We start from the raw sequence: 26,710 nt of genomic DNA on the forward strand, positions 1-26,710 counted from the left end.
GAAATGATAGGAAAGAAACCATGCGTAAGCTAACACTCGTAGCGGCAACCATCAGCGCCGCACTTCTGGCAGGCTGTCAGAATACACAAACAAACGCGGTATCTGAAACCGTGGCCCCTGTGCAACAGGTTGCCCAAAGTGAATCCGAAAAAGCCAATGCCTTTTTCGAAGAAGTGTTCATGCGCAATGTGATGCGCAGCCCTGTTTACCAAACTTATCTTGGTATCAAAAAAGACTATGATAAGTGGGATGACCAAAGTGAAGAACGCGCACTCGAAGATCTCGCGCTTGTTAAAGCAGATCTTGCGACATTGAAGACCATTGACCGCGCAGCTCTTGATGCCACAACACAAGTAAGCTACGACTTGATGGAGCAAAACCTAGAGCAAAGAATTGCAGATTTCAAATGGCGCCATCACTCATACCCTGTGAACCAAATGTTTGGCACTCACTCTATGGTTGCAGCCTTCCTTATTAACCAGCACACCATCAGTAACGTGGAAGAAGCAAATGCCTATATTTCACGTTTGAATGGTGTAACCACGTTATTCGCTCAGCTAGAAAAAGATTTAGAAGCGCGTGCAAGCAAAGGCATTATCGCACCTAAATTTGTATTCCCTCACGTGATTGAGTCAAGCCAGAACATCATCAAGGGCGCACCATTTTCAGGCGAAAAAGATTCCACTTTACTTGCTGATTTCAAACGTAAAGTAAACAAATTAGATATTACCGAAGAGCAAAAGCAAGCGCTGATCACCGAGGCAACCGACGCACTTAAGAACGCTGTTAAACCGGCTTATGATGGCCTGATCAGCTACCTGAAAAAGCTTGAAAAACGCGCTGACGAACGCGACGGTGCATGGAAGTTCCCTGAGGGTGAAACCTACTACAACACCATGCTAGAACGCACTACAACGACTGACTTAACAGCAGAACAAATTCATGCCATTGGTCTTGCTGAAGTCGCTCGCATCCATGACGAAATGCGTGAAATCAAAGATAAAGTAGGTTTCAAAGGCGACTTAAAAGCGTTTATGGAGTTCATGAAAACAGATAAGCAGTTCTACTACCCTGACACCGAAGAAGGTCGCGAAGCTTATCTAGCAGAGGCTGTACGTGTTATCGATGACATGAAAGCTCGTCTAGACGAGTTGTTTATCGTTAAGCCAAAAGCAGATCTAAACGTAAAACGCGTAGAAGCATTCCGCGAGAAATCAGCGGGTAAGGCGTTTTATCAGCAGCCAGCACCTGATGGCTCACGCCCAGGTATTTACTATGCAAACCTGTATGACATGGAAGCCATGCCAACCTATCAGCTAGAAGCGCTGGCATATCACGAAGGTATTCCTGGTCACCACATGCAATTAGCTATCTCGCAAGAGCTTGAAGGCATTCCGAGTTTCCGCAAATACGGCCGCTTCACTGCTTACACCGAGGGCTGGGGACTATACTCAGAACTACTACCTAAAGAAATGGGCTTATACCAAGACCCTTACTCAGACTTCGGCCGTCTTGCTATGGAACTGTGGCGCGCATGTCGTCTTGTTGTAGACACGGGTATTCATGCTAAGCGTTGGACGCGTCAACAAGGTATCGATTATTACGTAAGCAACACCCCTAACGCGACTTCTGACGCAGTTAAAATGGTTGAGCGCCACATCGTTATGCCATCGCAAGCTACCGCTTACAAAGTGGGTATGCTAAAGATTGTTGAACTACGCGAAGCTGCGAAGAAAGAACTGGGTGACAAATTCGATATCCGTGAGTTCCACGATGTGGTATTGAAAAATGGCCCTGTTCCGCTAAACCTTTTAGAAGAAATGGTTAATAAGTGGGTTGCGAAAAAGCAAGCAGCTTAATGTCATTAAATTGAACAAAAAACGCCGATACTATATCGGCGTTTTTTATGTTTAATTTTCATATAGATGAAATTTAGTCACTCATTAACACTAATTCACATCATCATCAAAAAGTCACTTTTCTTTTTGTTTCCACTTCGGTACTTTAGATTTACAGCTCCCCATAAAAACGATAAACAAAAGGACTGTTTATGCTGAGAATTATCGTCATCGCCTTATTTTCATTTTGCGCCTTTGTGCCCATTTTTATTATTCTGACTCAGCTTGAATCCTTTGATAATTCCACCGCGGGTGTTGTTGCTTTTGGCATTGCATGGCTAGTGCTTCCCTTCATCTTATTGAAGCTTTGGCGCACTCCCATCGACTTTAAAGTACTCAATGTAGATAAAGACGACCCCGTTATGCATGCGCAAATCTGCAGAGCGCGCGCTGAGCTAGATAGATTCATAGCGGGACTTAAAGAAGGTAAACGTGAAGCTTACGTAAAATTTCCTTATGCCTTTGATAATCATGTCGAACACGTCTGGGGCGTGGCCCATTGTGCCATGGAGGAAGGTGTTACTGTGTCTCTTGCGTGTGAGCCGATTGGTGAATTAAATGATGAATTATCACAGCGTATTTATGTGCGTTTCACAGACATTGAAGACTGGATGCTCCAAGACGCTAACGGCTACACCCAAGGTGGTTATACTATGCTCGCCATGGCGAGAATTTATGAGCGAGACCATGGGCGTCTTCCGAGCAAATATGCGCGCGATCTGGAGCCATTCGTCGATTTTCCATGGCCGGAAGAGCGTGCATAACCGCACGCGCTATCACAAAAAATACGTTTGCTAATCCACCAAATAGTACTCGATAGTACTCACCACTCGCACTTTTTTAAGGTGTGGCGACGTAGAGTCGCGCTCAACGATACTAAACTGCCCTTGGCGTGCTGATTTAATTTTTCCCAATGTCGATTGTGAATCTGTAGCAAATTTTTGTGCCACTTCTCTGGCGTTATGTGTTGCCTGCTCAATCATTTGCGGCTTGATTTCATTCAAGCCAGTGAACAGATACTCGATGCGATTAGCAAAGCGGTCGCCTGCGATGGCGATTCCTTGTCTGGCCAACTCACTGATTTGACTACTGGCATGGCGCACCTTGGCGGGATCCTGACTGTAAACTGACATATTGGCGGTAACTAAATATCTTAAACCCACATCCTGAGGGCCGTATTGCTGCGCTTTTCTATCAATGACGGTCACTTGTCCTAGGGATATTTCGCTGTCATCAAAACCGTGTAACTTTAAAAATGCCACTACTGCATTTTGTTTCTCTTGTAGCGCATCACTTGCTTCATCTAACTTGTCACCCGCTTCAGTGAACACGATAGGCCAAATTGCAGTATCAGCTTGAACATGTTGCTCAGCCAACCCTTTAACCACGACTGTTCTTTCCATCGCCTTAAAATCAATAATGGCGCTGCGCATGAGCAACCCTATTGATGCTAACCCCAGCGCCAGTAGAAAAGCGGGTAAAATATTGATATGCGTTATACTTTTGTGCATTGGGGATTCCTTTTTTTAGCAAGTATGAGACTATGTTTTTGTTGTCAATGTAGCAAAAGAGTGAGCTATGAGCGTAAAACGCATTAGTCAGTTCTTCAACCCAAAATCCATTGCTGTTATTGGTGCTTCCAACAATGCGTCAAGGCCCGGCTACATTGTGATGCGCAACTTGCTGCAAGGTGGTTTTAACGGCCCCATTATGCCAGTGACCCCCAAATACAAAGCCGTGCATGGTGTGCTTGCTTACGACACGATTAATTCACTGCCGTGCACTGCGGATATTGCCATTATTTGCACCAACAAAACAACGTTATTACCGGTGTTAACTGCACTGGCCGAGCAAGGATGTAAAAATGTCATTATCGTTGCAGCGGGGGTCAGTGACGCGCAAAAGGTTGAGCTGTCTCAATTTTGTAAAGACCATCAAATCAACCTACTTGGACCAAACTGCTTAGGTTTGATGCTTCCGCATTTAGGCGTCAACGCGAGCTTTTCGCACACCATCGCTCGTCCAGGGAACCTTGCCTTCATATCACAATCAGCCGCGGTGTGTTCAACCATTTTAGATTGGGCACAACACAAAGAAATCGGCTTCTCTTACTTTATTTCAGTGGGTGATTGCCTTGATATCGACTTCGATGAATTGCTGGATTTTCTCGGTCGCGATGCAAAAACCAAGGCAGTATTACTGTATATCGACAACCTCAAAGATATTCGTGGATTTATTTCCGCTGCACGTGCGGCTGCTTTTAGCAAACCCGTTATCGTAATAAAAACCGGAAGAACCAGCGAAGGAGCACGCGCCGCATTGGCCCACACTGGCGGTGCTACAAGCTCTGATGCGGTATATGATGCCATGATTCAGCGTGCTGGCATGTTGCGCGTAAATGACTTGCGCGAGTTATTTGCTGCGACGCAAACCCTAGCCCTACACCCCAAACTGCTTAAAGTAGAGCCTTTGTGTATCCTCACTAATGGTGGTGGGCCCGCGGTCATGGCCGTTGATTGTCTAATACAAAGTTCAGGAAAACTGTGTGAGCTCAGCGAGCAAACACGACGCGCGCTTGATAAGGTCATCCCCCAATCTGAATCGGCACAAAACCCGGTCGATATTTTTGGTGACTCCTCGCCGCAACGCTATCAACAGGCATTAGAAATTTTGCTTAATGCGCCTGAAGTGGAGAACCTTTTGATTATCCACACTCCCTCTGCATTAGCGCCAAGCAGCGAATATGCAAAAATTATTATTGATTCACTGGCAACAATAGATAGCCGCAAACGTCCCTTTGTTATGACTAATTTTATGGGTGAAGACGCCGCTTTTGACGCTCGCAAGGTGTGTGCTCAAGGTGGTGTTCCAACCTATCGCACCCCCGAAGGAGCGGTCGGTGCATACATGCATTTAATTAAATATCGCCGTAATCAAAAACACCTGACGCAAACTCCTGAATCGATTGTTGATGAGCTTAATACCCAGCCTCACACCACAGCCAAGCTCATTGCCGAGCACCTTGCCCAAGGTGAGTGCTACTTAAATACCCATGATGCCGCTAACGTGTTAGAGCAATATGGGATACATACAATTGACACGCGCATTGCCACAACCCCAAGCGAAGCAGCAGACGTTGCCAAGGAATGTGGCTTCCCGGTGGCACTTAAACTGGTAAGCCCCGATATCCACAGCAAGTCTGATGTTGGCGGCGTAATTTTAAACCTCACCGATCCCCAAGAAGTTGAACAAGCCGCATTTGCTATTTTACTGCGCATCAACAAAATTCATCCTACAGCACGCATCGATGGGTTTTCTATTCAACCTATGGCGGAGCGTGCTGGTGCACATGAAATGCGTATTGCCATAAAAACGGATCCACAATTTGGCCCTGTCATTCTGTTAGGTGAAACGGGCAATGCCCACGATTTTGCCCACGCAGCAGTCGCATTGCCGCCTTTGAACATGAACTTGGCAAAATACCTGATAGCAAACGCGTTGGATAAGGGCGTGATAAGCGCACGAATGCTGCCAAGCAAAGAGGATAAGTATCGATTGTGTGCGCTACTCACACGGGTATCACAGCTCATTGTTGAGCAGCCGGATATTACTGATATGGAATTAAACCCGGTGCTGGCAACTCAAGGACATTTTCTGGTACTAGACGCCTCTTTTGCTATTGCCCCATACAAGCGCTTAGCACATAGAAAGCGTTTGGCTATTCGCCCTTACCCGAAGGAGTGGGAACAACAGATCACCCTAAAAGATGGTACACAGGCTACGCTGCGCCCCATTCGTCCAGAAGACGAACAAGCGCACCGAGAATTTGATGCTTCTTTAAGTAAAGAAGACAGATACAGTCGCTTTTTTGGTGAAATGCCGCAATTTACTCATGAACAACTCGCTAAAATGACGCAAATTGATTACGACCGCGAGATGGCCTTTATTGTTACCCGTAAACAGCAAGGCGGTGATGTGACGCTCGGGGTGTCGCGAGTATTGATGGATCCAGATAATCACGTTGCTGAATTTGCCATCGTAGTGGGGTCCAATAAACAAGGGCTTGGTCTAGGTCGGGTGTTAATGACAGCCGCGATCGATTATTGCCAACAACAAGGGGTTGCAATCATTGAGGGAGTGACCCTGTTTGAGAATTCAGGCATGATAGAACTTGCTCGTAAGTTAGGGTTTACTATCACCCGAGACTTTGAGGAAGGAACCATACACATGAAAAAAGAATTGAATGAACCACGCTTATGAGTGTAATAAGAACAAAACTCGCCGATATATTTGAAGCACGCGGTGGTGCTAAGCGTTTAGGTTATCTCTTTGATAGCTTTTTGATGATCTTAATCTTCGCTAATGTCATCGCCATTGTCATTGAATCAGTGCCCCACATAGCGCAAAAACACTATCATTTCTTTATCTATTTTGAACTGGTATCAGTGGCCATTTTCACTGTTGAGTACCTCGCTCGAGTATGGACCAGCGTCGATTTAGAGTGCTTTAAGGACTCCAATTTATCGGCCACCCAACGACGCATACGCTACCTTTTTTCACCCTTGGCTCTGGTTGATCTAGTCGCAATCCTGCCTTCGTTGTTAGTGTACTTTGTGTCATTCGACTTACGCTTTTTACGCGTACTGCGATTACTACGAATTTTTAAACTCACGCGCTATTCTCGCGCCATGCAACTGATGCTCACCACCATTCGAGAAGAAGCAAGCTCATTGATGGCAGCCTTTTTCATCATGTCGGTTATTTTGATCATCGCCGCCAGCGGCATTTACCTACTCGAGCACGATATTCAACCCGACAAGTTCGGTTCTATCCCCGCAGCAATGTGGTGGGCGCTTATCACATTAACCACCGTGGGCTATGGCGACGTTGTGCCAGTGACTGTACTGGGCAAAATATTCGGTGGGATCATCACTATTTTAAGTATGGGAATGGTGGCTATTCCAACCGGTATTCTTGCCTCAAGCTTTTCTGATCAGCTCCGCAAACGACGCCGCACATACACAGAGGCTGTATATCAAGCGATGGATGATGGTGTGATTTGCCATGATGAACGCAAGCAACTTGAACAACTGCGGTTTGACTTGGGGTTGAGTACTCAAGAAGCTAGCCACATTGAAAAACAGGTGAAAAATAAACACCCTGTGATCAATCGTTTTTGTCCTCATTGCGGGCATCATATTGAGTAATACCAATCACCTTACCTATTCTCACTAAGGAGTTGCGCTACACCATCGCCATGACAAGGGGTATGAATGTCATCCCCTTGCATAAGCGTACACCCAAGGCTAATGAGTTTGCGTTGCTCAGTGGCATTAGCCACGCCAACGGCCATTATCTCCAGTCCTAATGCACTAAATACCGCCATGTATTTGCGTAGTTTGGGCGTTAATTTGGGCTGCTCACACAATTGCTTAGTCAATTGCGGTCCGAGTTTAACGCGATGGAACATGTCATCAGATAACAGGCCAACGCTTAGCTGATCTTCATCTTCAATAAACAGGCAGATGCGTACGCCCTCATCGGCTAAAGTTTGCAACGCCACTTGGCTGTTATTCTCTATTCGCTGCCAATCCCTCACTGAGATTTCCAAAGTGAGATACGGTAGCGGGAACTCGTGGCTGTGTAAAAGGTGAATAATATCCCCCATCACCCCAGCTTCGCTAAACTCACGACCACTAATAGCAACGTTTAGGCCCAGAGTTGGATGTTGTCGATGCCACACTCGACACTCGAGCATAGCGCGCTCTAATGTTTGTAGCAGCAATTTTGCCCACAGTGCACTTTGGCGCAAATGCGGAAGGAAGTGCCCAGGCGCAATTAAATGTTCACCTTGTTGCCAATGCAGCAAAACAGCAAATGCCTCTATGTGTTTATCATGAGTTGCGCAAATACTCTGGTACAAATTAACAAAGTCATAGTTCTCGCATGCAATCGCTACATCTCTTTCGGTTTCAATGCTGCGCTGTACTGCAGCGTTTATTTCTGGCTGGAAAAAATGACATTGATTAACACCGCCTCGCTTGGCGTGATAGGTGGCAATGTCGGCACATTTGATGAGCTCCTGTGCAGATACAGCATCCTGAGGAAACAGAGATACTCCTAAGCCAACCCGCACAAGCGCCTCATTCGGGGGCTGATTAAACGGTTGCACGAGCACATCTCGCACTTTACGACATACAGTAATGACTTGCTCTACATCATCAATGTCTTCAATTAACAGCGCAAATTCGTCACCTTGTAATCGCCCTAAGCTATCTTGACCGCGCACTGAGCGTTGCAGTCGGTAGGCAAGGCTCAACAGTAATTGGTCGCCACTATCAAAACCTTTGGTATCGTTAATATTGGCTAAATTGCTCACATTAATCAGTATTAACGCGCAACCTGTTTGATTGCGTTGGGCCTGTTCGAGTGCATGGTCAACACGGTCCATAAACAAAGCACGATTTGGAAAACCGGTGAGACTGTCGTAGTTTGCACGTTCACGCACACTCAACAATGCATTTTTAGGTGCGCTAATATCGGTCATCATGACAATGAAACTGGTGGCCTGATGTTCATTATCCGCCACTGCGCTAAATTTCATTAGCACAGGAACGTGCTCACCATTTTTAATCACCACCACTTCTTCACACTGATAGTGCTCGCCAACTCTTAAGCCCTTGAGGATACGCAGGTAATTGATACGCGTGTTTTTACTCAACCCCAAAGTTAAACGTCGAGATGAACGACAACTGGAACTGTAATTAAAGTGCTGGCGCAATGATTTGTTAGTAGCAGTGATCCTCAGCTTATGGTCAAAAATGATCACCCAATCGCTGGTTTGTTCAAATGCAGCACCAAAAAGACGAGCGTTTTCTTCGAATACAAGCTCTCGGGTCATGTTGGTATACGTGCCCGCCACTTTTACAGGATGACCGTCTTGCCACTGCATCACTTTGCCAAAGTCTTTGTACCATCGCCAAAGTCCAGAGCGGTGTTTGAGTCGATATACGCAGTTGAAATATCCCTTATCTGTGGATAAAAACTCCAACCACTCAATGCGGAATCTTTGCCTTTCATCGGGATGAATGAGTGCCAAATACTCATCTAACTGACAATGTTCGAAATCATATCCTAGCTCCTCAACAAGTCTTGGCTGGTAAATGCTGCCAGCATCACTTTGCCAATCCCACACTCCTGAATGGCTCCCCTCGAGCGCTAACTTCAATCGTGTTGCCGATTCCACAGACTGCAAGTGCGCCTGCATCAACATCTTTTGCGTGCGGTTGCGACGCAATAACCAAGCCCCCACCAGTATTGCGACAACAATGATATATAGGGCAAGGTACTTGGGCGAGCTCCAAAGTGGATAGGCAACGTTAATCGTTAAGCGCGCTGGGTCGCTTAGTTCACCTGTATACGGGTCTTGTGCCCACACTTTGAGTACATGCGAACCTGGATTAAATTTTGGAAACACCACACGATTATTATTTTGCGTATAACTGGTTTGCGAGCCATCGAGTTGATACTGGTAGGTAATTCGGTCTTGATCATGAAACACCATGGCACTGAACGTAACTTCGAGCCCAACATCATCATGAGCCAGTTCAATTTCTTTGAGAGGCCCATAAGCCGGTGTTGCTAATGGGCGATACATGAGCTGCGCAGAAGTGAAGTTCACTTTTGATAACGCGAAGTTAGCTTGGCTACGCAAGGGCTCAACTAATATCACACCACCTTGGGTGGCATAGGCAAAACGATGATCGGCAAAACGACTCGCAGAGCCGTGGACAAAATCGTCACTATTGAGCCCATCACGCGCAGCAAATTGCACAAAATGTTGTGTCTGTGGATTAAATCGCCATAGCCCATCATGACTACTCATCCAAACAAAGCCACCTGCATCAGCCTGTAAATCAAACATCAGAGGGCTTACGCGAGCTTGCTTGAAATCAACGCGCTCTCGCACTTCAAAAGTCTCAGTATCAAGGGCGATAAGGCCATAATTAGACAAAGATAGCCACAGCCTATTGCTATTATCAAATGCAAAACCGCTCAGGTTAATCGCTAATTGAGCATCTAATTTAGGCAAAGAATATAGCGGCGTAAGCACTTCAGAGCCTTTCGTTATGCGATATAAACTGCCACCAGCAAAAAATAGAGGCCATGGTGAACTGCCCTTGGGTGATGGCAAAAACGCGACGCTAGAAGCAGGTTCATGTGAGGCATTAATACTATGTAAAGGGTGAACTTTTTTACTGTTTAAATCGATGTAAAAGTACCCTTTGTGCTGATTTACGCCAAACAGCACACCTTCTGGACTCACGTAGATATGATGTAGTACACCTTCTAGAAACTCTTGATTCGACTTATCGTGCGCTAATAATTTTGTAAGTTGGAGTGATTGTGGGTCGAATAGAAACAATCCGCGAGATGTGCTGAGCACTAACTGCTGAGCAAACCATTGCAAAGTGAAGATACGAAAAACGGTGCTGCGCTTTTCATCCTGATAATATTGAAAATAGCTTTTGCTCTGCCCTGTGGTTAAGTCAATAACACTTAGGCCATTGTGGGTGCCTACATAGAGGGTATGTTGCTGTTGCGCGGTACTCCAGATTGTAGAGTGAGCGAACCCCTCCCCTTTTAGCGTTTGAGTTGAGATGTCTTGTAACTTCAAAGGCGGCTGCGTAATGAGCATTGCACCTTGCTCTGTAGCTGCTACCCACACATTACCTGCTGGCGTCTCAAGTACAGTTTTGGCTCCACCTGCTATGCGCGCGCGATTGTCATGGGTTAATGCAAAAGGGACTGTGAGCTGTTTAGTTTTCTGATTAAAGTGAAACACTCCATCACCCGTTGCCAGCAGCATTGTTGCGTCTGATTTAAGGTAGATGTCATTGATTTGCCCCTTAACAACCAAAGCACGGTCGTGAACACTTTGGGCTGTTGCATTATCGAATACGAGGTCGAGTCCTGTTAAATCAATTTCAAATAGACCCTGATTGGTGCCTACGTAAAGCAAGGTGTTATCAACAACGGATAAAGCATTAACCTTGCTGCTCAGGCCCTGGAGGGAGTCTGCCAAAATATCTGCAAGGTGCCGCGTTTTAGCCGTTGCCATCTCGTGCACCCAAACACCTTCGCTGGTTCCTGCAATGACATACCCTTGGTACCTTGCGAGCGCATCCACCTGAGCGCGGTGAGGCGTGGTTGAAGTGGCAAATAAAGATTGCACAGCACGCGTGTCGCGATTGAGCAGTGCAACATCATGACCTCGGCCAAGCAGTATGTGCTGCTCTGACCAAGACAAGAGGGAGAATATATCAGTGTCGAAGCTGCTTTCACCGTCTGCGTTCGGGGCGATAACCTGAGTCAGTGCTCCTGAGCTAAGTTGGTAATGAAACAGGCCGTTCAGTAAGGAAGATATCCAGATATCGGAGTTGGCATCTTCGTAGAGTGCCTCAATAACGGCGCCTTGCAGTAACTTTTTTTCATCATGTATCGACTGCACCTGATAGCCGTCATATTTGTTCAAACCACTTTCGGTTGCTAGCCACAAATACCCATGCTCATCTACCAACATGTGACTCACACGATTACTTGCAAGACCGGTATCTTTAGTTAACGCGTGTACACTGGCATTGGCAACATCGCCGCATAGACACAATATTAGCAGCAATGCAGCTCTAAACATTGTTTTGCTTGTCATACACATAAGGTATTAGATCTCGTCCTTGCTGCACATACGATGTAAACTTTTGCGCCAATGCCTGTGGTAAAGGCTCTAACACAGGCACAAATGCCAAACGTGTGTAAAAGTCCTTTAGATGCGCATAGATAAAGCTGTAAAGAGGTGCGTTCAACTCCTTGCATACCTGCGCAATCAGGGTGCTCGCTACGCCTTTGGCGCGATAATGCGCCGCAACATAGACCCCGCATAGCAATGCATTTTGCGCCACATCAACCACCCGGGCGGCGGCAATAATATCGTTGCTGCAACGCACCACCCACACCTTATCTTGCTTGGTAGCCCGGCCTCTTGCTCCATGTTGGTCGTAAAATTTGTTGACCAGAGGAATGGCTATGGCTGGTAGTTGCTGCACCGACATCGCACTCACCGCGATGCGCTCATCATCGCCAAGTAATGTTCAAACTGTTGTTTTAAATAAGATTGCTCAGATGATGGACGCATATTAATGGTTTCATACACTTTGTCTCGCGCATTTTTACCGCGAATTATTTGATATGCCCAAAAAGACGCTTCGTAATCCAATTGAATACGATACTTTTCTTCTCTGGGTAGCAAGCATAAATTTTGACTCATTCTCTACACACACTTTTTTATGATCTTTACATACTATAACAGATACAACTTTGAGTTGAATGCACAGATAGTATAGGCTAGCGCTATTAATAGTAATCAAAACACAAAACAATTAAAATAGGTACAGCATTCTATTACCCATGCCATGATTGGTTGCACCAAGCTTGATTGTTAGCAGTAAAAGTTACAGGTCGTTATGCATTATTTGCCGAGCCGAATTTGGCTTCACATCTTAGTTCTCTTTTTCAGTATTGCGTTGCCTCCTTCGCTTCATGCTGAGCAACGCCCTGTTGTCACCTTCAATAAACCGATGGATACACCACAAGCACGGTTCGTGATTGATGTAATGACACGTGTCTATGGGCAAATAGGCTATGATCTTAAACTTGCAGACTTCACTCACCCTCAAGCATTAAATGCCGCAAATGATGGTACATTCGATGGTCAGCTTGGCCGCATTGCACATATTGACTACCAATATCACAATCTAGTTCGAGTGAATTATCCCCTATTCAGGTTCCAACTCGTGATGCTGACCCGCTGTGAAGACTGTGATATTAACTCGCTATCAAGCGTTGCATTTCGAAATGGTTACCCAGTAGGCGAGCAGTATCTAGATGAGCATCGCTATTCTGGGCAACGCATACGTATTGAGAATATTCCCGCGCAATTGAATTTACTCGCGCAACAACAAGTCGATGCAGTGATAGCCTTGGACTTTCACCTCAAACAGGTTACTCACGGCATTAACCAAAACCGCTTTCACAAACATCATTTACAAGATTATTTCAGTTATCACTACGTGCACAAACGCCATGAAGATAAGATCCCGGCGCTGTTGAGGGCATTTGAAAAGCTTGAACGAGAAGGCGTGATCCAAGAACTTAAGCAACAATACGGCTTATAAATCGAGCTCTCCTTGAGCTGAGTCTGCTTGTTGTTGATCTTGCTCTTGTTGCTGACGCGCCAACCAGCGCTTGTAACGTTGATGACACAACAAATTGACGTGGCGTTTTTGCTCGTCAGTGAATTGATTCCAGCCAAAGCGTTCTTCACGAGAGCGATAACAGCCACGGCAATAGCCGCGATTGTTCACTTCGCAAATCCCTTTACAGGGACTATCAATGGAAAATATCTCTAGCTGTTGCATAACTGCTGCACGGGCACTTCTTGCATAAACCTTTTATTAACGTTAATGCCTGAAGCGCCCAATTGCCAGCACAAATTGCATTGGACAGAGCGCTGAGAGCTCTGTGTTACTCACATATAATGTACGGAATATCAGTCTAACCCTGCATTTCCTCTTTACGTAATACAGGTTTTGCGTAAATAGCCTTCACCAAGTCGCGTAAATGCTCAGGGATCAGGTTCATACGTTCGGCAAATTCTTTTACATCTGCAGATTCAGTATCAACAATCGCCTCGGCATGATCTGCGGCGATATAGTTGCCTGGGTGCAAATAAAACGACTCAAGAATTTGTCTGTCTATGGTTTTTGCTAAATCTTCAGGGGTGTCGCACCCATGCGCAATAGGTTTACCAAAGGCAAGATGGACATGACCCTTGTCGGTAGTAAAACCCTCGACAATGCTCTCGATGTCTTCACCTGCTTGCTTCACATACTCACCATGATGCTTTTTATGGTAAAGCTCTTTCGCTTTTGCTTGTGCGCATGGCTCATACTGGTAAGAAATGGATACTGGAACGATTTTTAATTCGCGGACGTAATCTGCAAAATCTTTCTTCTGTTTGCGGCCATTAAGCTGCAACATTTTCAGTAAAGCTGGATCTGTCTGGTCATGACCATCTTTAGTACGACCTTCACGCTGGGCAATCCAAATACTGTGGCCTTCATCAAGTGAATCGTAAATATACGCCGACAGTTGAGTTAAAGCGCGTAACATCTCTTTTGGCGCTTTGGCCGAGCGCTTTACTATGAAGCTCTTATTGAGGCGCATCAGTTCAGTGATATAAGGAATTTGCAGCAAGTTATCACCAATAGCGATACGCACTGTATTCATATCATGCTGATGCAAACCAAAGTTCACAAGCGCAGGGTCAAGAACGATATCTCTGTGATTTGAGATAAATAAATAGGCACTGTCTTTATCAAGTGCATCTAGCCCTGAAAAAGTGACTTTTGAAGTCGTGGTTTTAACAATGTGTTCAAGATAATGCACCACTTCTAATTGCACTTGGCGTACCGAGGCAACATTGCCCCATTTACGCTGCAATTGCCAACGCACCAGTGGGCGCGATAAAAAGCGCATGGGGGCAACCCAACTTGGTAAATTGTGCTTGGCAATAAGGTCTACAAACGCGTTGTCAGCGACCAATCTCGCAACCGCGTCGGCTACTTCGTTATCGTTATAAGGTCTTATATCTGCGTACTTATCCACGGCATTCACTTATTACTGCATGCAAAAATTCGGCGCGTATTGTATCGCGCCGACGAATTAATCGCTAAGTTTAACAACTCTTACCAGTAGAAGGTAGCCAAAGTGATTGAATTTTAAGCCATACCAATCGCAACATAAGCACAACTAACAATAGCGCCGAACCAGTCGCTAGCCATGAAGGAAGCACTGATTCATGGTATGAAGTCAAAGCGACCACTTGCACATCAAACTCACTGACTAGGTAGTCAGTCAAATAGCCGAACAGCAAGGCAACACCGATAACCCCGATTAAATACGCAAACAGCGCCCTACGACCGAGCTCTTTGCCTACCACACCTAAGGTAGCAACATTGGTTGCCGGGCCAGCCAGCATGAACACCAACACAGAACCCGGGGACACGCCTGCTAGCAACAAACCTGCGGCGATAGGAGTCGAGGCTGTGGCACAAATGTACATAGGAATAGAGATTATCACCATCACGGTCATTGCCAACAAGCCACTACCCCATTGACTAAGATAAGACGCAGGTACATAGGTGTGTACCAAGGCAGCAAAGAACAATCCGACCATCAGCCACAATGCTGTATCACTGAGTAGTTTTGTGGCACTAAATTGCAGCGCTTGGGTGAGTTTAGTCATCGCGCCATGCTCGTCTGTGTCTTTATTTTTTCCCTGAGTTGAGGTCGAGGTTGAGGTTGAGCAACAAGCATGAGTCTCGATAGGGGTTGCATGTGTATCACAACAACTCGACTCCACCTGCGGATGCGATAGTTGTTGCTCTGAGGCACAGCACGGTGAAGATGTAGATGAAAGAGAACTGCTACTGTGATGTTGATGTGCAGTGCCCCCCTCTTTTCCTACCAAGACTCCGGCGGCAATCGCGCTGCACACTGCGGCTATCGGACGAATGATAGCCATAAACGGCCCTAACAAGGCATAGGACACAGACACTGAATCCACTCCAGTCTCAGGTGTTGATACCAAAAAGGAGGTAGTGGCACTTTTTGATGCTCCCGCTCGGCGAAGCCCCACAGCAGCGGGAATAACACCACATGAACACAGCGGCATGGGAGCACCTATCAGTGCAGCTTTTACTGTGGTCCAAAAGCCCTCTTGACCGAGGTGACGTTGCAAAATGTGACTGGGTAAATACACATTCAACACCCCTGCTAAGAACAACCCCAACAGCAACCAAGGAGCTGACAACACAAATAAGTCCCAGAAGTTACTGATTAAGTCCATCTACATCCTCCAATGCACTGAGAATAGAACAATGCTGCGCCGGAGCCTCACTACCACAACACTGTTGAGCCAATTGCGATAACGACGCATAAAACCGCTCTAACTCTGCTAAACGTTTTGCTACCAAATCGCGCTTTTTTAAGGTCAAGTCTTTGACTTCCTGACAACTGTGCTGGGCCTTTTCAAAGTTTATCTTCAACAGCTCAGCGATTTCTTCAAGGCTAAAACCCACCTCTTTTGCTCGGCGGATAAACTGCAATTGCGCCAGATGCTTTTGTGTATACTGCCGATATCCACTGTGGTCCCTGCTAGGCTCACTGAGTAATCCTTGCTGTTCGTAATAACGCAGGGTATCTGTACTCATTGATACCTGCGCTGCCAACTCACCTATTCGCATGTTCGTCACACTCTTGTTAGGTACTTGCTCTACTGTGATTATAAACCTTTGAGTCAACTCCAAGGTCAATAATTTTTTTTGCCATCGCCGATTGTCCATGAAAAACTACCCGCCTCATTCAACTTCGGAGCCAGCCATGAACATTGTTATGTTAGATACACACACTCTCGGCGAAAATGCATTAACGCCATTGGAGCAACTTGGCCACTTTACAGGGTATGCATTAACATCCCCAAGCGAAGTGATCCCACGCTCAAAAAACGCCCATGTGCTGATCACCAATAAAGTAAAAATCACTAAAGAGCACATGCAAGCGCTACCTAACTTACAGCTTATTTGTGTTGCAGCCACTGGCACTAACAACATTGATTTACCCGCAGCACGTGAATGCGGTGTCACTGTATGCAATGTTGCAGGCTATTCAACAGCCAGCGTTATTCAACATACCTTCACGCTTATGTCGTTACTTCTGAACAATATGCATCGTTATATTAACGACTGTCACGAGGGAGCATGGCAACGAAGTGATATGTTCTGTCGTTTGGACTATCCGATACACGAGCTTGCAGGTAAACAACTGACAATTATTGGCTACGGTGAGTTAGGTCAGGGAGTCGAAAAAGTCGCCCAGGCCTTTGGTATGCAGGTGGTCATTGCAGAGCGCCAAGGCGCAGAGCCAAGACAAGGACGCATGCGTTTCGAAGATGCACTTGCACAGGCCGATATTGTCTCTATCCACAGCCCGTTGACAGAGGACACCGTTAACCTTATCAACGCTGACACGCTGGCACTTATGAAACCTTCTGCGGTGCTCATAAATACTGCGCGCGGACCGATTATCAATGAAGCGGATCTCGCTCAGGCGCTGACTAATGGCACGATAGCAGGTGCTGCGTTGGACGTACTGAGTGAGGAACCGGCTCGCTCAGATAATCCTTTACTTGAGTACACCGGCAGCAACTTACTGTTGACCCCTCATACAGCGTGGGCGTCACACCAAGCAAGGGACAGATTAATCGCGCAAATAGCACTTAACATCACCGCATTTACTCATGGTGAAAGTAGAAACTTGGTTAGTTAAATTAACCAACTTATTGGTGAGTTTGCTAAACCAACATTCACCTTTAAAACATAAGCGATTGATATTAAACAAATTTAAAAGTTGGCATCGAACTTGATATTCATTAGGTGAATTATAAAAACAGTATGGAAATTAACATGAAAAAAGCTTTACTCTGCGCCGTTGTTGCACTCCCTCTTCTAGGCGGTTGTGTTATTTCAGTCAATGATGGCGATGCTGATGCGCATTGGGGCTCAAGTGACTGGCAACAGCAGCAGCGCAATAACCGCAACTATATTGCCAATATTGATTTAAACAGTGCTGCTATGACAGTAAAAGACATCTTAGGCACTCCTGATTTTAGTGAGACATTCAACCATCAGGGTGAGACTTACCAAGTGCTATTCTACGCCACACAAAGCGTAAAATCAGACGGTAAAATCAGTAAAAATGAGTGCACTCCGTTAGTGTTCAAGTCCGGCCGCTTGGTCAGTGTTGGTGACAGCGCCTATCAGGCCCTGATAGGCAAGTTGTAAGGTTAACGAGCCCGCCTAAGCGCTAGTTAGCACTAGCGCTTAGCATTAGGGACAAAATGCAAAGCCATTGCGCCCTGCGTCTTTGGCTTGATGCAGTGCCTTCTGAGCTTTCTCTAATAGCTCTATTTCGTCACTGTCCTCATCGACGCCTTCATAGGTAGCAGCTCCGATTGAGATTGTTACACGGTCTGATATAGGAGAGTCTATGTTCGCAATACACAAATCACGTATCACATTACACAGTTTATTCGATAATGCTTGAGCTGTTTGCTCTTCACTGCCCGGCAGCACAGCCACGAACTTATCGGCGCCGTATCGAGCGACAAAATCACTACCACGTCGACAGTTATTAACAAGCGTTTGTGCAACCAGTTTCAAACACTCATCACCTTTTTGGTGACCATAGTGGTCATTGAAGCGTTTAAAATAATCAATATCAATCAGCAACACAGACAATGGCAACCCTGCACGTGCACTTCGGCGCCACTCTCTAGCAAAGTGTTCATCGAAGTAACGACGATTAGGAATTTCTGTTAAACCGTCGACGCTAGCAAGCATTTCCAACAGGTTATTCTTTTGTTTGATAACCAGTTGGTTTTTAACGCGCGCCCTGACAATAGCTGTACCAAAAGGCTTGGAAATATAATCCATTGCCCCAAGTTCTAAGCCCTTGGCTTCATCGCCCATAGACTCATGTGCAGAAATCATTATTACGGGGGTCGCTTGCGTACGCTCGTCATGCTTTAGAAGTTTAAGCGCCTCATAGCCACTCATTTGCCGAAGTGTTGCACCAAGTAAAATAAGCTCCGTTGTATTCTCTTTAAGCCATTCAAACATAGCTTCAGCGCTTTTGACACCGTGTACCTGATACTTATCAGACAATGCTTTTGTAATTGTTGTCTGGTTGAACTCATCATCTTCCACGATGAGGATATTCGCTGACTTCATGAGTCTTCCTATTATGTACTCTGTTAAGTACTCGCCTAAAACTGCCCTATTTTGACATGTGACACACCAGGTCGTATTGACCTTTGAGGTATGAATTTTGTTCAAATCAAAGGCTTTCAATGCTAGGAATGGGTCATGGTGCATAGTGAACTATGTCCATGGCCCATGACAACGCAGTGTACGCCTTTGGGCAGCGCCATTGGGGTATTTTGTCTGCGTTATCGCCTGACTGACATAGAATCACTATGCAACGCAGGCTCTGCCTTGCCAAAATACCCAATGACTACTGCAAAATCAAACAGCAAAGGTCAACACGCCCTAGATATTAATAGCCATTTGCTATCAGTTTAGACGGTGTTTAGTGGTTTCATTTTGTTTTCGTACATTCCCTTCTCGTCGCTGCCAGAGTATCCGCTCACAAAAACCGAACTGTTTTACCTGTACTTAGAACAAAGCTAGCCTTGATAAGCTAGCTTTTAATCGCGCATTTTTAATAGTCACACGCGGGCGCTAATGCACTTTTAGTGCAGTCACAGATTTTCCTCTGCAAACGATGCGAGACGGCTGCGCACCACACCATTGAGGTTAACCGTAGCACTGCCCTCAAAATTCTTAAAGCGCTCTACTATGTAGGTTAAACCCGAGGTAACGGGTGTGAGATAGTTACTATCTATCTGTGCTAAGTTACCAGAGCAAATTAGCTTAGTGCCCGAACCACATCGCGTGATGATTGTTTTAAGTTGAGACGCGGTCAGATTTTGGCTCTCGTCCAACAACACAACCGCATTTTGAATGCTACGCCCGCGCATAAAGTTTACTGACTTAAACTGAATATTTGCTTTTTCCATAATGTAGTTGCGACTGGAAATCGGGTTTTCATCAGATTTATGCAACACCTCTAATGAGTCTGTGATTGCCGCTAACCACGGGGCCATCTTTTCTTCTTCCGTACCAGGCAAGAAACCAATAGATTCTGCTATTTCAGGGGTGTTACGAGTGACGATGAGTTTGTCGTAAGTTTTCTTCTCAATAATCATCTCCAGCGCACACGCCAACGCTAAAATTGTTTTACCGCACCCTGCTGGACCCGTTAGCAACACCAATTCGATATCAGGGTCGAGCAAAGCATCCATCGCCATGCCTTGGTAGATATTTTTAGGTTTAATCCCCCATGCACTGCGTGACATAAGCCGCTCTGCCCCCAAATCTTTTAGGGTGATATGCGCATCATCATATTCCATGACCCGCGCCGCAAAATGCCCTGTATCATCAAGTAAATATTCATTTGCAAACACGTCTGGCACCAGCTCTCGTGATACATGATGAATCGCATCACGCCCTTGTTGCTCAGTTTCACACTCGCCAACATGCTGCCAAAAATCTCCTTTCACCTTTTTATAGCCAGAAGTCAGTAACGCAATATCGTCAATAAGTTGGTCAGTGCGATAGTCTTCAACAAAATGCAAACCTGCACCTTTGGCTTTAAGGCGCATATTAATGTCTTTGGTTACCAACACCACTTTGGCACTGCCATGCTGATTTTGTAGATGTACTGCACAATTAATAATTCTATGGTCGTTTTCGTTTCCAGGAAGACCTGAGATACTGTCGGCATATAGATGGTCATTAACAATAATGAGCTTACCTCTGGGTTGCTCAGGTGCGCGCTTATTGTCCGGTAACAATACCCCTTCTAACATTTGCTCGGGTGTTGCGTCGCTGAGCACTTCGTCTAATGAACGAATCGCCACACGCGCATCACGACTGACATCACGTTTTCTGTCTTTGATATGATCTAGTTCTTCGAGGACTGTCATGGGGATGATAACGTCGTGTTCTTGGAAGGACAGATAAGCGAGGGGGTCGTGGAGCAATACATTGGTGTCTAGAACATACATCTTACTACTTTCAACATGGCGGTCTTTGTCCATAGCGCATTCCTATTTTATCTTTATTATATCTTCACCTTTGCAACTACACTGACAAAGGTGGCAATGCCTATTGGCATAATTTAAGTCTAGTCCATAGACACAAAAGTACGGCTAATAGGGGTAAAAAAATGTAAGAAAAAATGCATTTTTTGGTTTGCAAAACTGACCTTCTTTTGCTGCTGTATATAAACTAAACAAGCAGTCCGATATTTATCAGTTTTAAGGTGATAAACACCAATTAGCGCGCTAATATAGCCGCCTTTTTTTGCTCGGGCACTAGCTCGAGTTCAGCTAAACCAAGTCGAGATTGAGCACGCAATGAATTTTTCCTTAGGCCAACGTTGGATCAGTGACACCGAATCAGATTTAGGATTAGGTACCGTAGTTGCATTGGAAGGACGCCAAGTAAATATCTTGTTCCCCGCCAGCGGCGAGAGTCGTGTATATGCGCAGGCAGAAGCGCCTGTAACGCGCGTACTGTTTAACCCGGGCGACGTCATTCGCAGTACTGATGAGTGGGAGCTCACTGTGAGTGAGGTACAACAACATGACGGTTTGTACACTTACATCGGCACACGTGTCGATACCAATGAACCTGAGGAGTTGAAAGAAACCTTTCTCGATCACTTCATTAAATTCAATAAGCCACAAGACCGACTTTTCGCTGGGCAAATCGACCGTTTTGATCGCTACACACTGCGCTACAACACGTGGCAACACAGGCATAAGCGCGATCAATCCCCTCTCAAAGGCTTAATTGGTCAACGTGCAAGTCTTATTGAGCATCAATTACATATTGCTCGTGAGGTAGGCCAGCGCTTTGCCCCCCGTGTACTTCTGAGTGACGAAGTAGGCTTAGGTAAAACCATCGAAGCAGGGATGATATTGCATCAACAGTTACTCACTGGTCGTGCTTCACGAGTGCTTATTGTGGTTCCAGAGAACCTCCAGCACCAGTGGTTGGTTGAAATGCTGCGTCGTTTTAATTTGAAGTTTGCCATTTTTGATGAAGAACGCTGCGCTGAAGCATTCGCAGACAGTGCCAACGTGTTTGAAACTGAACAGTTGGTACTGACCAGTTTGGAGTTCCTAACGAAGAAAAAACGTTGGTTTGAGCAAGCAACACTTGCTGATTGGGATTTACTAGTTGTCGATGAAGCGCATCACCTAAGCTGGTCTGTAGATAAGCCAAGTACGGAATATACGCGCATCGAAGAGCTTAGCCGAGATATTGCAGGGCTTATTTTGCTCACCGCAACTCCTGATCAGCTAGGCCATCAAAGCCACTTCGCTCGCCTAAAATTGCTCGACCCTGACAGATTTTACGACTACGACGCATTCGTTGAGCAAGAACGCCACTACAGCGATATTGCTGATGCGGCCAATAGCATTTTACAAGCGCAAACATTGAACGCAGAGCAACAGCAAGTGCTTACCAATCTACTAGGCAAGCAAGGAGAGTCGTTGCTAAATCAATATAGTCGCGGTGAGAGCGACGCAAAAGAGCAAATTCTAGAGCAACTATTAGACAGACACGGTACCGGCCGTATCTTGTTCCGCAATAGTCGCAGCGGTATCAGTGGCTATCCGGCGCGAATATTAAATGCTTATCCAATGACTATGCCTAGCCAGTACAAAACAGCGATGAACGTCATGGGTAGTCTTGGCAGTGCCGGCCCAGTTGAACTGAACGCCGTACGCGCGCTATTCCCAGAAAAAATCTTCCAAGAGTTTGAGGGGAAAGATGCGAGTTGGACTCAGTTTGACCCACGAGTACAGTGGCTAATCGATACGCTAAACAGTACTAAGCCTGAAAAAATGCTGGTGATCTGCGCCAAAGCAGAGACTGCGCTCAGTCTTGAGCAAGCACTGCGCGAGCGTGAGGGAATCAAAGCAGCAGTATTTCACGAGGGTATGAGTATTATCGAGCGTGATCGTGCTGCCGCATTCTTTGCCGACATTGAAGACAGTGCACAAGTGTTGATTTGTTCTGAAATTGGCTCTGAAGGTCGTAACTTCCAGTTCGCTCATCATCTAGCCCTATTCGACCTGCCACTCAACCCTGATCTGTTGGAGCAGCGCATTGGTCGCCTTGACCGTATTGGTCAAACCCAAGATATAAAAATCCATGTGCCTTATTTTGAAAACAGTGCACAACATACTCTACTGCGCTGGTATCACGAAGGTTTAAATGCCTTTGAGCACACCTCGACAACAGGTCACATGCTAAATCAAGAGTTTGGTGACGAATTACTACAGTTATTAGCCAGCAATCAGTATGAAGACGAGCAACTTGCAGAGCTCATCTCGCGAGTAAGCACACGATACGCCGAGCTCAAAGCACAAATGGAATCTGGACGAGATCGTTTATTAGAGCTGCACTCCAGCGGCCAAGGTAAGTCGGAACACCTCGTTACAGACATCAGCGACGTTGATGACAGCTTCGAGTTACCTACTTACATGATCAATGTCTTTGATATTTGGGGCGTTAATCAAGAAGATAAAGGTGAAAATAGCATCATCCTTAAGCCCACAGAGCATATGCTAGGCGCGAACTTCCCATTGCTCAAAGACGAAGGCATGAGTGTTACGTTTGATAGAGACACCGCGTTAGCACAAGAAGATTTGCACTTCTTGAGTTGGGATCACCCTATGGTTGAGGGCGCTATGGAGATGATCTGTGACGATGACTTTGGTACCGCCTCTGTTGCATTGCTGAAAAACCAAAAACTGCCAGCAGGCACGTATTTTGTTGAGCTTATTTACATTGCTGAAGCAATGGCTCCAAAAGCATTACAACTTGGCCGTTACTTGCCACCAACACCCATTCGCGTGTTACTGGACAAAGCAGGTAATAACCTAGCCGACAATGTGGCCTTCGATGCGTTCAATCAGCAGCTCAACGCAGTTGGAAGACAAACCGCTTCCAAGCTTGTGAATGCACTGCAAAGTGCCATCCACCCACTGATTGCATCAGGCAATGAAATGGCGCAAGAAACTATGGAAAGTTTGCGCACTGAAGCAAAGAGTGCGATGCACAAAGCCGTTGACTCAGAACTTCAACGCCTTAGCAATCTCAAGGAAATTAACCCTAACATTCGTGAAGACGAGCTGGCGCACTTCCACAGTAGTCGCACACAAATGGACGAATACATAGACAAAGCGAAAGTGAAGCTCGACGCAATCCGCTTAATCGTTGTCAGTCACTAAGCATTTCATTAAAATGGCCAGCCTTACAACCTGAGGCTGGCCATGCTGTTAAATTACAATCCACCGCGTTTTCCCTATTTGAGCATCATCTATCAAGATGACGACTTGTTGATCCTCGACAAACCAAGTGGCTTGCTCACTGTGCCAGGGAAAGATCCAAAGCATGCCGACAGTTTGATAAATCGCGCCAATCTTGTATTCCCTACTGCGAAAATTGTACATCGCCTCGATATGGCGACATCAGGGGTGATTTGTCTCGCGTTAAACAAACAAGCCCATCGTCATCTTAGTATGCAGTTTCAAGACAGAGAGACAGCAAAAGAGTACATTGCCATCGTTGAAGGGCACCCTCAAGACAAACAAGGCTCTGTGGACCTGCCTTTGATTTGCGATTGGCCAAATCGACCTAAACAAATGGTGGATTTAGAAAATGGTAAGCCGTCATTAACTCACTACGAAGTCCTAAGCAGTGGCGATAACTGCTCTCGCGTGCGCCTCACTCCAGTAACAGGACGTAGCCACCAGCTCAGAGTGCATATGCTTTCTCTGGGACATGTGATTTTGGGCGATAGACTTTATGCTCATCCACAAGCTAAAGCACGCGCTGAACGCCTACAACTGCATGCTCACTGGCTGACAATCACCCACCCAAGTACGGCAGAGGTGATGACTTTTACTGCTGCCTGCCCATTTTAACAAAACACAAAATACAACCTGGTATCCATATTGGCGCTAAACTTTCATGTTATCGCGCCGATAAAAAATGAAGTTCTTATGCCAATCATCTTAAATATCTGATCAGGTATAGCGCTGGATAAATGATGTGATAACAAGGCAAAATTTTTCTTATGTAGTTATTCTACATAGAAAAAATTTAACGCTGTGAGCACGATATTTAGCCCGCTAAAATGCGTAGCTATGTAGGGGGATGGAGATTGCACATGGATAAACAAGGACATCTTAATATGCGCTTTATGCTGCTATTGCTCGCCTTAGTACTGATTCACCCAGCCAAGGGCGACACCCACTATCACGCCCATAGTAGCCTCGATGAGCAAATCACCTTACTCGCTCAAGGTGAAGAGTTTCAAACAGTTTATCACCCCCACATGGCACCAGCACATCGCGGTACCATCATCTTTTTTGCGTCTTTGATGGACCCTGTTGGTGGTAAACATGGCTTTGCTTATCTGCGCTATGCGCTTAGTGAAAAAGGCTATGACAGCTATTTGGTGCTCAACAACATAAGCATTGCCGCTGCTAGCGAAGACATCGTGCAAACACCTGACGATACAGCAGCTAGCGACTCGGCGACACAAACACAAAGTGCACCAAGTGAACCGCAAACACCAACTGAGCAACAAAGTTATATTCCAAATTACCAAAGCGCGTACGCGTTGATTGATCTGGACACCTATAAATCACGATTACAAGCACAACTCGAATCAGTAATGCAAAGAGCGGCACAGACACCTAAGCCAGTCAGCATTTTTGCAATAGGACAAGGTGCCGGGTTGCTCAGTGAGTACCTAAGTGAATTCCCTGAAATTGAACTCCAAGCAATGATAGCTCTGAACAGCTACTTGCCAGATCCCGAGCGCAATCGCCATATTGGCGCCAACTTTTCGATTATTATTCCCGCTGTGTTAGACCTCTACACTACTAGCGCGCATTCAATGACAGACTCGCACAAAAAGCTGGGGCCACTGTGGGCACAGAAAAATCAAAAACTCGATTATCGTCAGGTTGAGTTGCTAGATGACGCCAACAATAGCGAGCAACTAGCCCGCCTAACCACGGAGATAGACGGCTTTTTACGCCGCCTTTTTTAGGTATTCATAGGCGGCTTGAATATCTTGGCTTTTCTTTTGCGCCAACTTCATCATGTGTGCGGGCAAACCTTGAGAAACCAGTTTATCTGGGTGATGCTGAGACATAAGTTTGCGATATGCTTTTTTGATTTCTCGTGCATCAGCTCCCTCATCCAAACCTAAAATATTGAGCGCTTGTGCGCGGCTCATTGAAGAATTGCTGCTCGAAGAAGTGCGTTGCTGGCGGCTATGTTGCTGGTTAAAGCGCTGTTGCTGTTGGCGAAAAGCAAACTCAGCCTGATAACGCTTCAAAATGAACTTAAAGTGGGTTTGACTTAAACCAAGTCCTTTCGCAACCTGCTCTAATAAGGTTTTTTCAACACTTGCTAAATGCCCGTCGCTGAAAGCCATTTGAATTTGAATCTCAAGAAATAATTGAATGAGGTCAAAGCGCCCAGCAAAGTGCTCTCTAAATTCACGTAATGTTGATGTCATACAAAAGTCGGCTTCTTTGCCGGCGCGAAACGCATGTTGCGCCTCTTTTTTGTCATCGCCTGTTAACCCCATCTCATCCATAAAGGCTGTCGCAGCGCGAATATGCATCTCATTTACGCGACCATTGCTTTTGGCGATGTGCCCCATCACGGCAAAACAGCTAGAGAAAAATAATGCTTGGCGCTGTGATATATTGTCGTTGTTGAAAAAGCCTTTAAAGCCACCTGCATTGTCAAAATTCTGCTTGAGGCTTTTATCGAACATGTGGCCAACAAACAAACCTAACAGGGCACCAAATACCTTACCGAACATAAAACCGAAGCAGGCCCCGAGAATCTTCCCCCACATTACTGCATTTCCTTTGAATTAACTGTGCACTGTCATAGTGACTAAAATTACACAAACTAACAAGAGCCTATGCCATGCATGTCATACGCTATTTGCTTTAAAATTGCAGA

Annotated in this window: 22 protein-coding genes; 11 read left to right on the forward strand and 11 right to left on the reverse strand. The window is 45.7% G+C overall.

All coding sequences use genetic code 11. The features are described 5' to 3' along the window. The first annotated feature begins 20 nt into the window (after nt 1–20). A complete protein-coding gene (locus AAEU32_RS09300) occupies nt 21–1,859 on the forward strand; it encodes a DUF885 domain-containing protein (protein WP_421970252.1) in 1,839 nt (612 codons plus the stop codon). 191 nt (nt 1,860–2,050) lie between these two features. Next, nucleotides 2,051–2,662, forward strand: a complete 612-nt coding sequence (locus AAEU32_RS09305; protein ID WP_421970253.1) for a DUF2314 domain-containing protein — start codon at nt 2,051–2,053, stop codon at nt 2,660–2,662. A 30-nt stretch (nt 2,663–2,692) separates the two neighbouring features. On the opposite strand, the gene AAEU32_RS09310 is transcribed toward AAEU32_RS09305, so the two are convergent. After that, on the reverse strand, nt 2,693–3,409 hold the full coding sequence (locus AAEU32_RS09310; RefSeq protein ID WP_421970254.1) for an SIMPL domain-containing protein: 717 nt from the start codon (nt 3,407–3,409) through the stop codon (nt 2,693–2,695). Between the two features lie 67 nt (nt 3,410–3,476). Between AAEU32_RS09310 and AAEU32_RS09315 the strand changes: the two genes are divergently transcribed. Next, nucleotides 3,477–6,158 carry a bifunctional acetate--CoA ligase family protein/GNAT family N-acetyltransferase gene (locus AAEU32_RS09315; RefSeq protein WP_421970255.1) on the forward strand — a complete coding sequence of 894 codons (2,682 nt, stop codon included), beginning with the start codon at nt 3,477–3,479 and terminating at the stop codon, nt 6,156–6,158. Next, nucleotides 6,155–7,105: an ion transporter gene (locus AAEU32_RS09320; protein WP_421970256.1), complete on the forward strand. Its 951-nt coding sequence runs from the start codon at nt 6,155–6,157 to the stop codon at nt 7,103–7,105. Before AAEU32_RS09315 ends, AAEU32_RS09320 begins: the two co-directional genes overlap by 4 nt. Before the next feature lie 11 nt (nt 7,106–7,116). On the opposite strand, the gene AAEU32_RS09325 is transcribed toward AAEU32_RS09320, so the two are convergent. Genes AAEU32_RS09325 through AAEU32_RS09335 form a run of 3 tightly spaced genes read right to left on the reverse strand, consistent with a single transcriptional unit; the run spans nt 7,117 to nt 12,222 of the window. Next, nucleotides 7,117–11,592, reverse strand: coding sequence for a diguanylate cyclase domain-containing protein (locus AAEU32_RS09325; RefSeq protein ID WP_421970257.1), 4,476 nt, complete (start codon nt 11,590–11,592; stop codon nt 7,117–7,119). Next, complete coding sequence (locus AAEU32_RS09330; protein ID WP_421970258.1) at nt 11,585–12,007, reverse strand: GNAT family N-acetyltransferase; 423 nt, start codon at nt 12,005–12,007, stop codon at nt 11,585–11,587. The genes AAEU32_RS09325 and AAEU32_RS09330 overlap by 8 nt, the downstream gene beginning before the upstream one ends. 5 nt (nt 12,008–12,012) lie before the next feature. Next, a complete protein-coding gene (locus AAEU32_RS09335) occupies nt 12,013–12,222 on the reverse strand; it encodes a DUF3283 family protein (RefSeq protein WP_421970259.1) in 210 nt (69 codons plus the stop codon). A gap of 196 nt (nt 12,223–12,418) precedes the next feature. On the opposite strand from AAEU32_RS09335, the gene AAEU32_RS09340 reads away from it, so the two are divergent. Continuing rightward, complete coding sequence (locus AAEU32_RS09340; RefSeq protein WP_421970260.1) at nt 12,419–13,129, forward strand: substrate-binding periplasmic protein; 711 nt, start codon at nt 12,419–12,421, stop codon at nt 13,127–13,129. Here the strand turns inward: AAEU32_RS09340 and AAEU32_RS09345 are convergent. The 4 genes from AAEU32_RS09345 to zntR all read right to left on the reverse strand — a co-directional run bounded on the left by AAEU32_RS09345 (nt 13,124) and on the right by zntR (nt 16,261). Further along, complete coding sequence (locus AAEU32_RS09345) at nt 13,124–13,372, reverse strand: DUF1289 domain-containing protein (protein WP_421970261.1); 249 nt, start codon at nt 13,370–13,372, stop codon at nt 13,124–13,126. The genes AAEU32_RS09340 and AAEU32_RS09345 overlap by 6 nt on opposite strands. Nucleotides 13,373–13,508: 136 nt before the next feature. Continuing rightward, nucleotides 13,509–14,621 carry a lysophospholipid acyltransferase family protein gene (locus tag AAEU32_RS09350; RefSeq protein WP_421970262.1) on the reverse strand — a complete coding sequence of 371 codons (1,113 nt, stop codon included), beginning with the start codon at nt 14,619–14,621 and terminating at the stop codon, nt 13,509–13,511. A 70-nt stretch (nt 14,622–14,691) separates the two neighbouring features. Then, nucleotides 14,692–15,864 (reverse strand): SO_0444 family Cu/Zn efflux transporter, encoded by a 1,173-nt coding sequence (locus AAEU32_RS09355; RefSeq protein ID WP_421970263.1) that lies wholly within the window; start codon nt 15,862–15,864, stop codon nt 14,692–14,694. Further along, entirely contained in the window at nt 15,848–16,261 is a 414-nt protein-coding gene (gene zntR, locus AAEU32_RS09360) for a Zn(2+)-responsive transcriptional regulator (RefSeq protein ID WP_421970264.1), read from the reverse strand. The genes AAEU32_RS09355 and zntR overlap by 17 nt, the downstream gene beginning before the upstream one ends. A 136-nt stretch (nt 16,262–16,397) precedes the next feature. On the opposite strand from zntR, the gene AAEU32_RS09365 reads away from it, so the two are divergent. Both AAEU32_RS09365 and AAEU32_RS09370 read left to right on the forward strand, forming a co-directional pair. Next, nucleotides 16,398–17,342, forward strand: a complete 945-nt coding sequence (locus AAEU32_RS09365) for a D-2-hydroxyacid dehydrogenase (RefSeq protein ID WP_421970265.1) — start codon at nt 16,398–16,400, stop codon at nt 17,340–17,342. A gap of 137 nt (nt 17,343–17,479) precedes the next feature. Continuing rightward, nucleotides 17,480–17,857, forward strand: a complete 378-nt coding sequence (locus tag AAEU32_RS09370; protein ID WP_421970266.1) for a DUF3192 domain-containing protein — start codon at nt 17,480–17,482, stop codon at nt 17,855–17,857. A gap of 45 nt (nt 17,858–17,902) precedes the next feature. Here the strand turns inward: AAEU32_RS09370 and AAEU32_RS09375 are convergent, their stop codons facing one another. Then, nucleotides 17,903–18,805 carry a GGDEF domain-containing response regulator gene (locus AAEU32_RS09375; RefSeq protein WP_421970267.1) on the reverse strand — a complete coding sequence of 301 codons (903 nt, stop codon included), beginning with the start codon at nt 18,803–18,805 and terminating at the stop codon, nt 17,903–17,905. 135 nt (nt 18,806–18,940) lie between these two features. On the opposite strand from AAEU32_RS09375, the gene AAEU32_RS09380 reads away from it, so the two are divergent. Then, the gene (locus AAEU32_RS09380; protein ID WP_421970268.1) at nt 18,941–19,156 is read left to right on the forward strand and encodes a hypothetical protein; all 216 of its coding nucleotides are present in this window, start codon (nt 18,941–18,943) and stop codon (nt 19,154–19,156) included. 179 nt (nt 19,157–19,335) lie between these two features. On the opposite strand, the gene AAEU32_RS09385 is transcribed toward AAEU32_RS09380, so the two are convergent. Further along, nucleotides 19,336–20,736: a PhoH family protein gene (locus AAEU32_RS09385; protein ID WP_421970269.1), complete on the reverse strand. Its 1,401-nt coding sequence runs from the start codon at nt 20,734–20,736 to the stop codon at nt 19,336–19,338. Between the two features lie 318 nt (nt 20,737–21,054). Here AAEU32_RS09385 and rapA point away from each other — a divergent pair, with 318 nt between their 5' ends. The 3 genes from rapA (at nt 21,055) to AAEU32_RS09400 (ending at nt 25,778) form a co-directional block, all read left to right on the forward strand. Then, complete coding sequence (gene rapA, locus AAEU32_RS09390) at nt 21,055–23,946, forward strand: RNA polymerase-associated protein RapA (RefSeq protein ID WP_421970270.1); 2,892 nt, start codon at nt 21,055–21,057, stop codon at nt 23,944–23,946. Nucleotides 23,947–23,988: 42 nt separating this feature from the next. After that, nucleotides 23,989–24,642, forward strand: coding sequence for a bifunctional tRNA pseudouridine(32) synthase/23S rRNA pseudouridine(746) synthase RluA (gene rluA, locus AAEU32_RS09395; protein WP_421970271.1), 654 nt, complete (start codon nt 23,989–23,991; stop codon nt 24,640–24,642). Nucleotides 24,643–24,887: 245 nt separating this feature from the next. Continuing rightward, nucleotides 24,888–25,778, forward strand: coding sequence for a DUF3530 family protein (locus tag AAEU32_RS09400; protein WP_421970272.1), 891 nt, complete (start codon nt 24,888–24,890; stop codon nt 25,776–25,778). On the opposite strand, the gene djlA is transcribed toward AAEU32_RS09400, so the two are convergent. Continuing rightward, on the reverse strand, nt 25,761–26,600 hold the full coding sequence (djlA, locus tag AAEU32_RS09405; RefSeq protein ID WP_421970273.1) for a co-chaperone DjlA: 840 nt from the start codon (nt 26,598–26,600) through the stop codon (nt 25,761–25,763). The two genes, AAEU32_RS09400 and djlA, sit on opposite strands and share 18 nt — an antisense overlap. Nucleotides 26,601–26,710 lie beyond the last annotated feature (110 nt).

Source organism: Pseudoalteromonas maris (assembly GCF_049257235.1).
GTDB lineage: Bacteria > Pseudomonadota > Gammaproteobacteria > Enterobacterales > Alteromonadaceae > Pseudoalteromonas.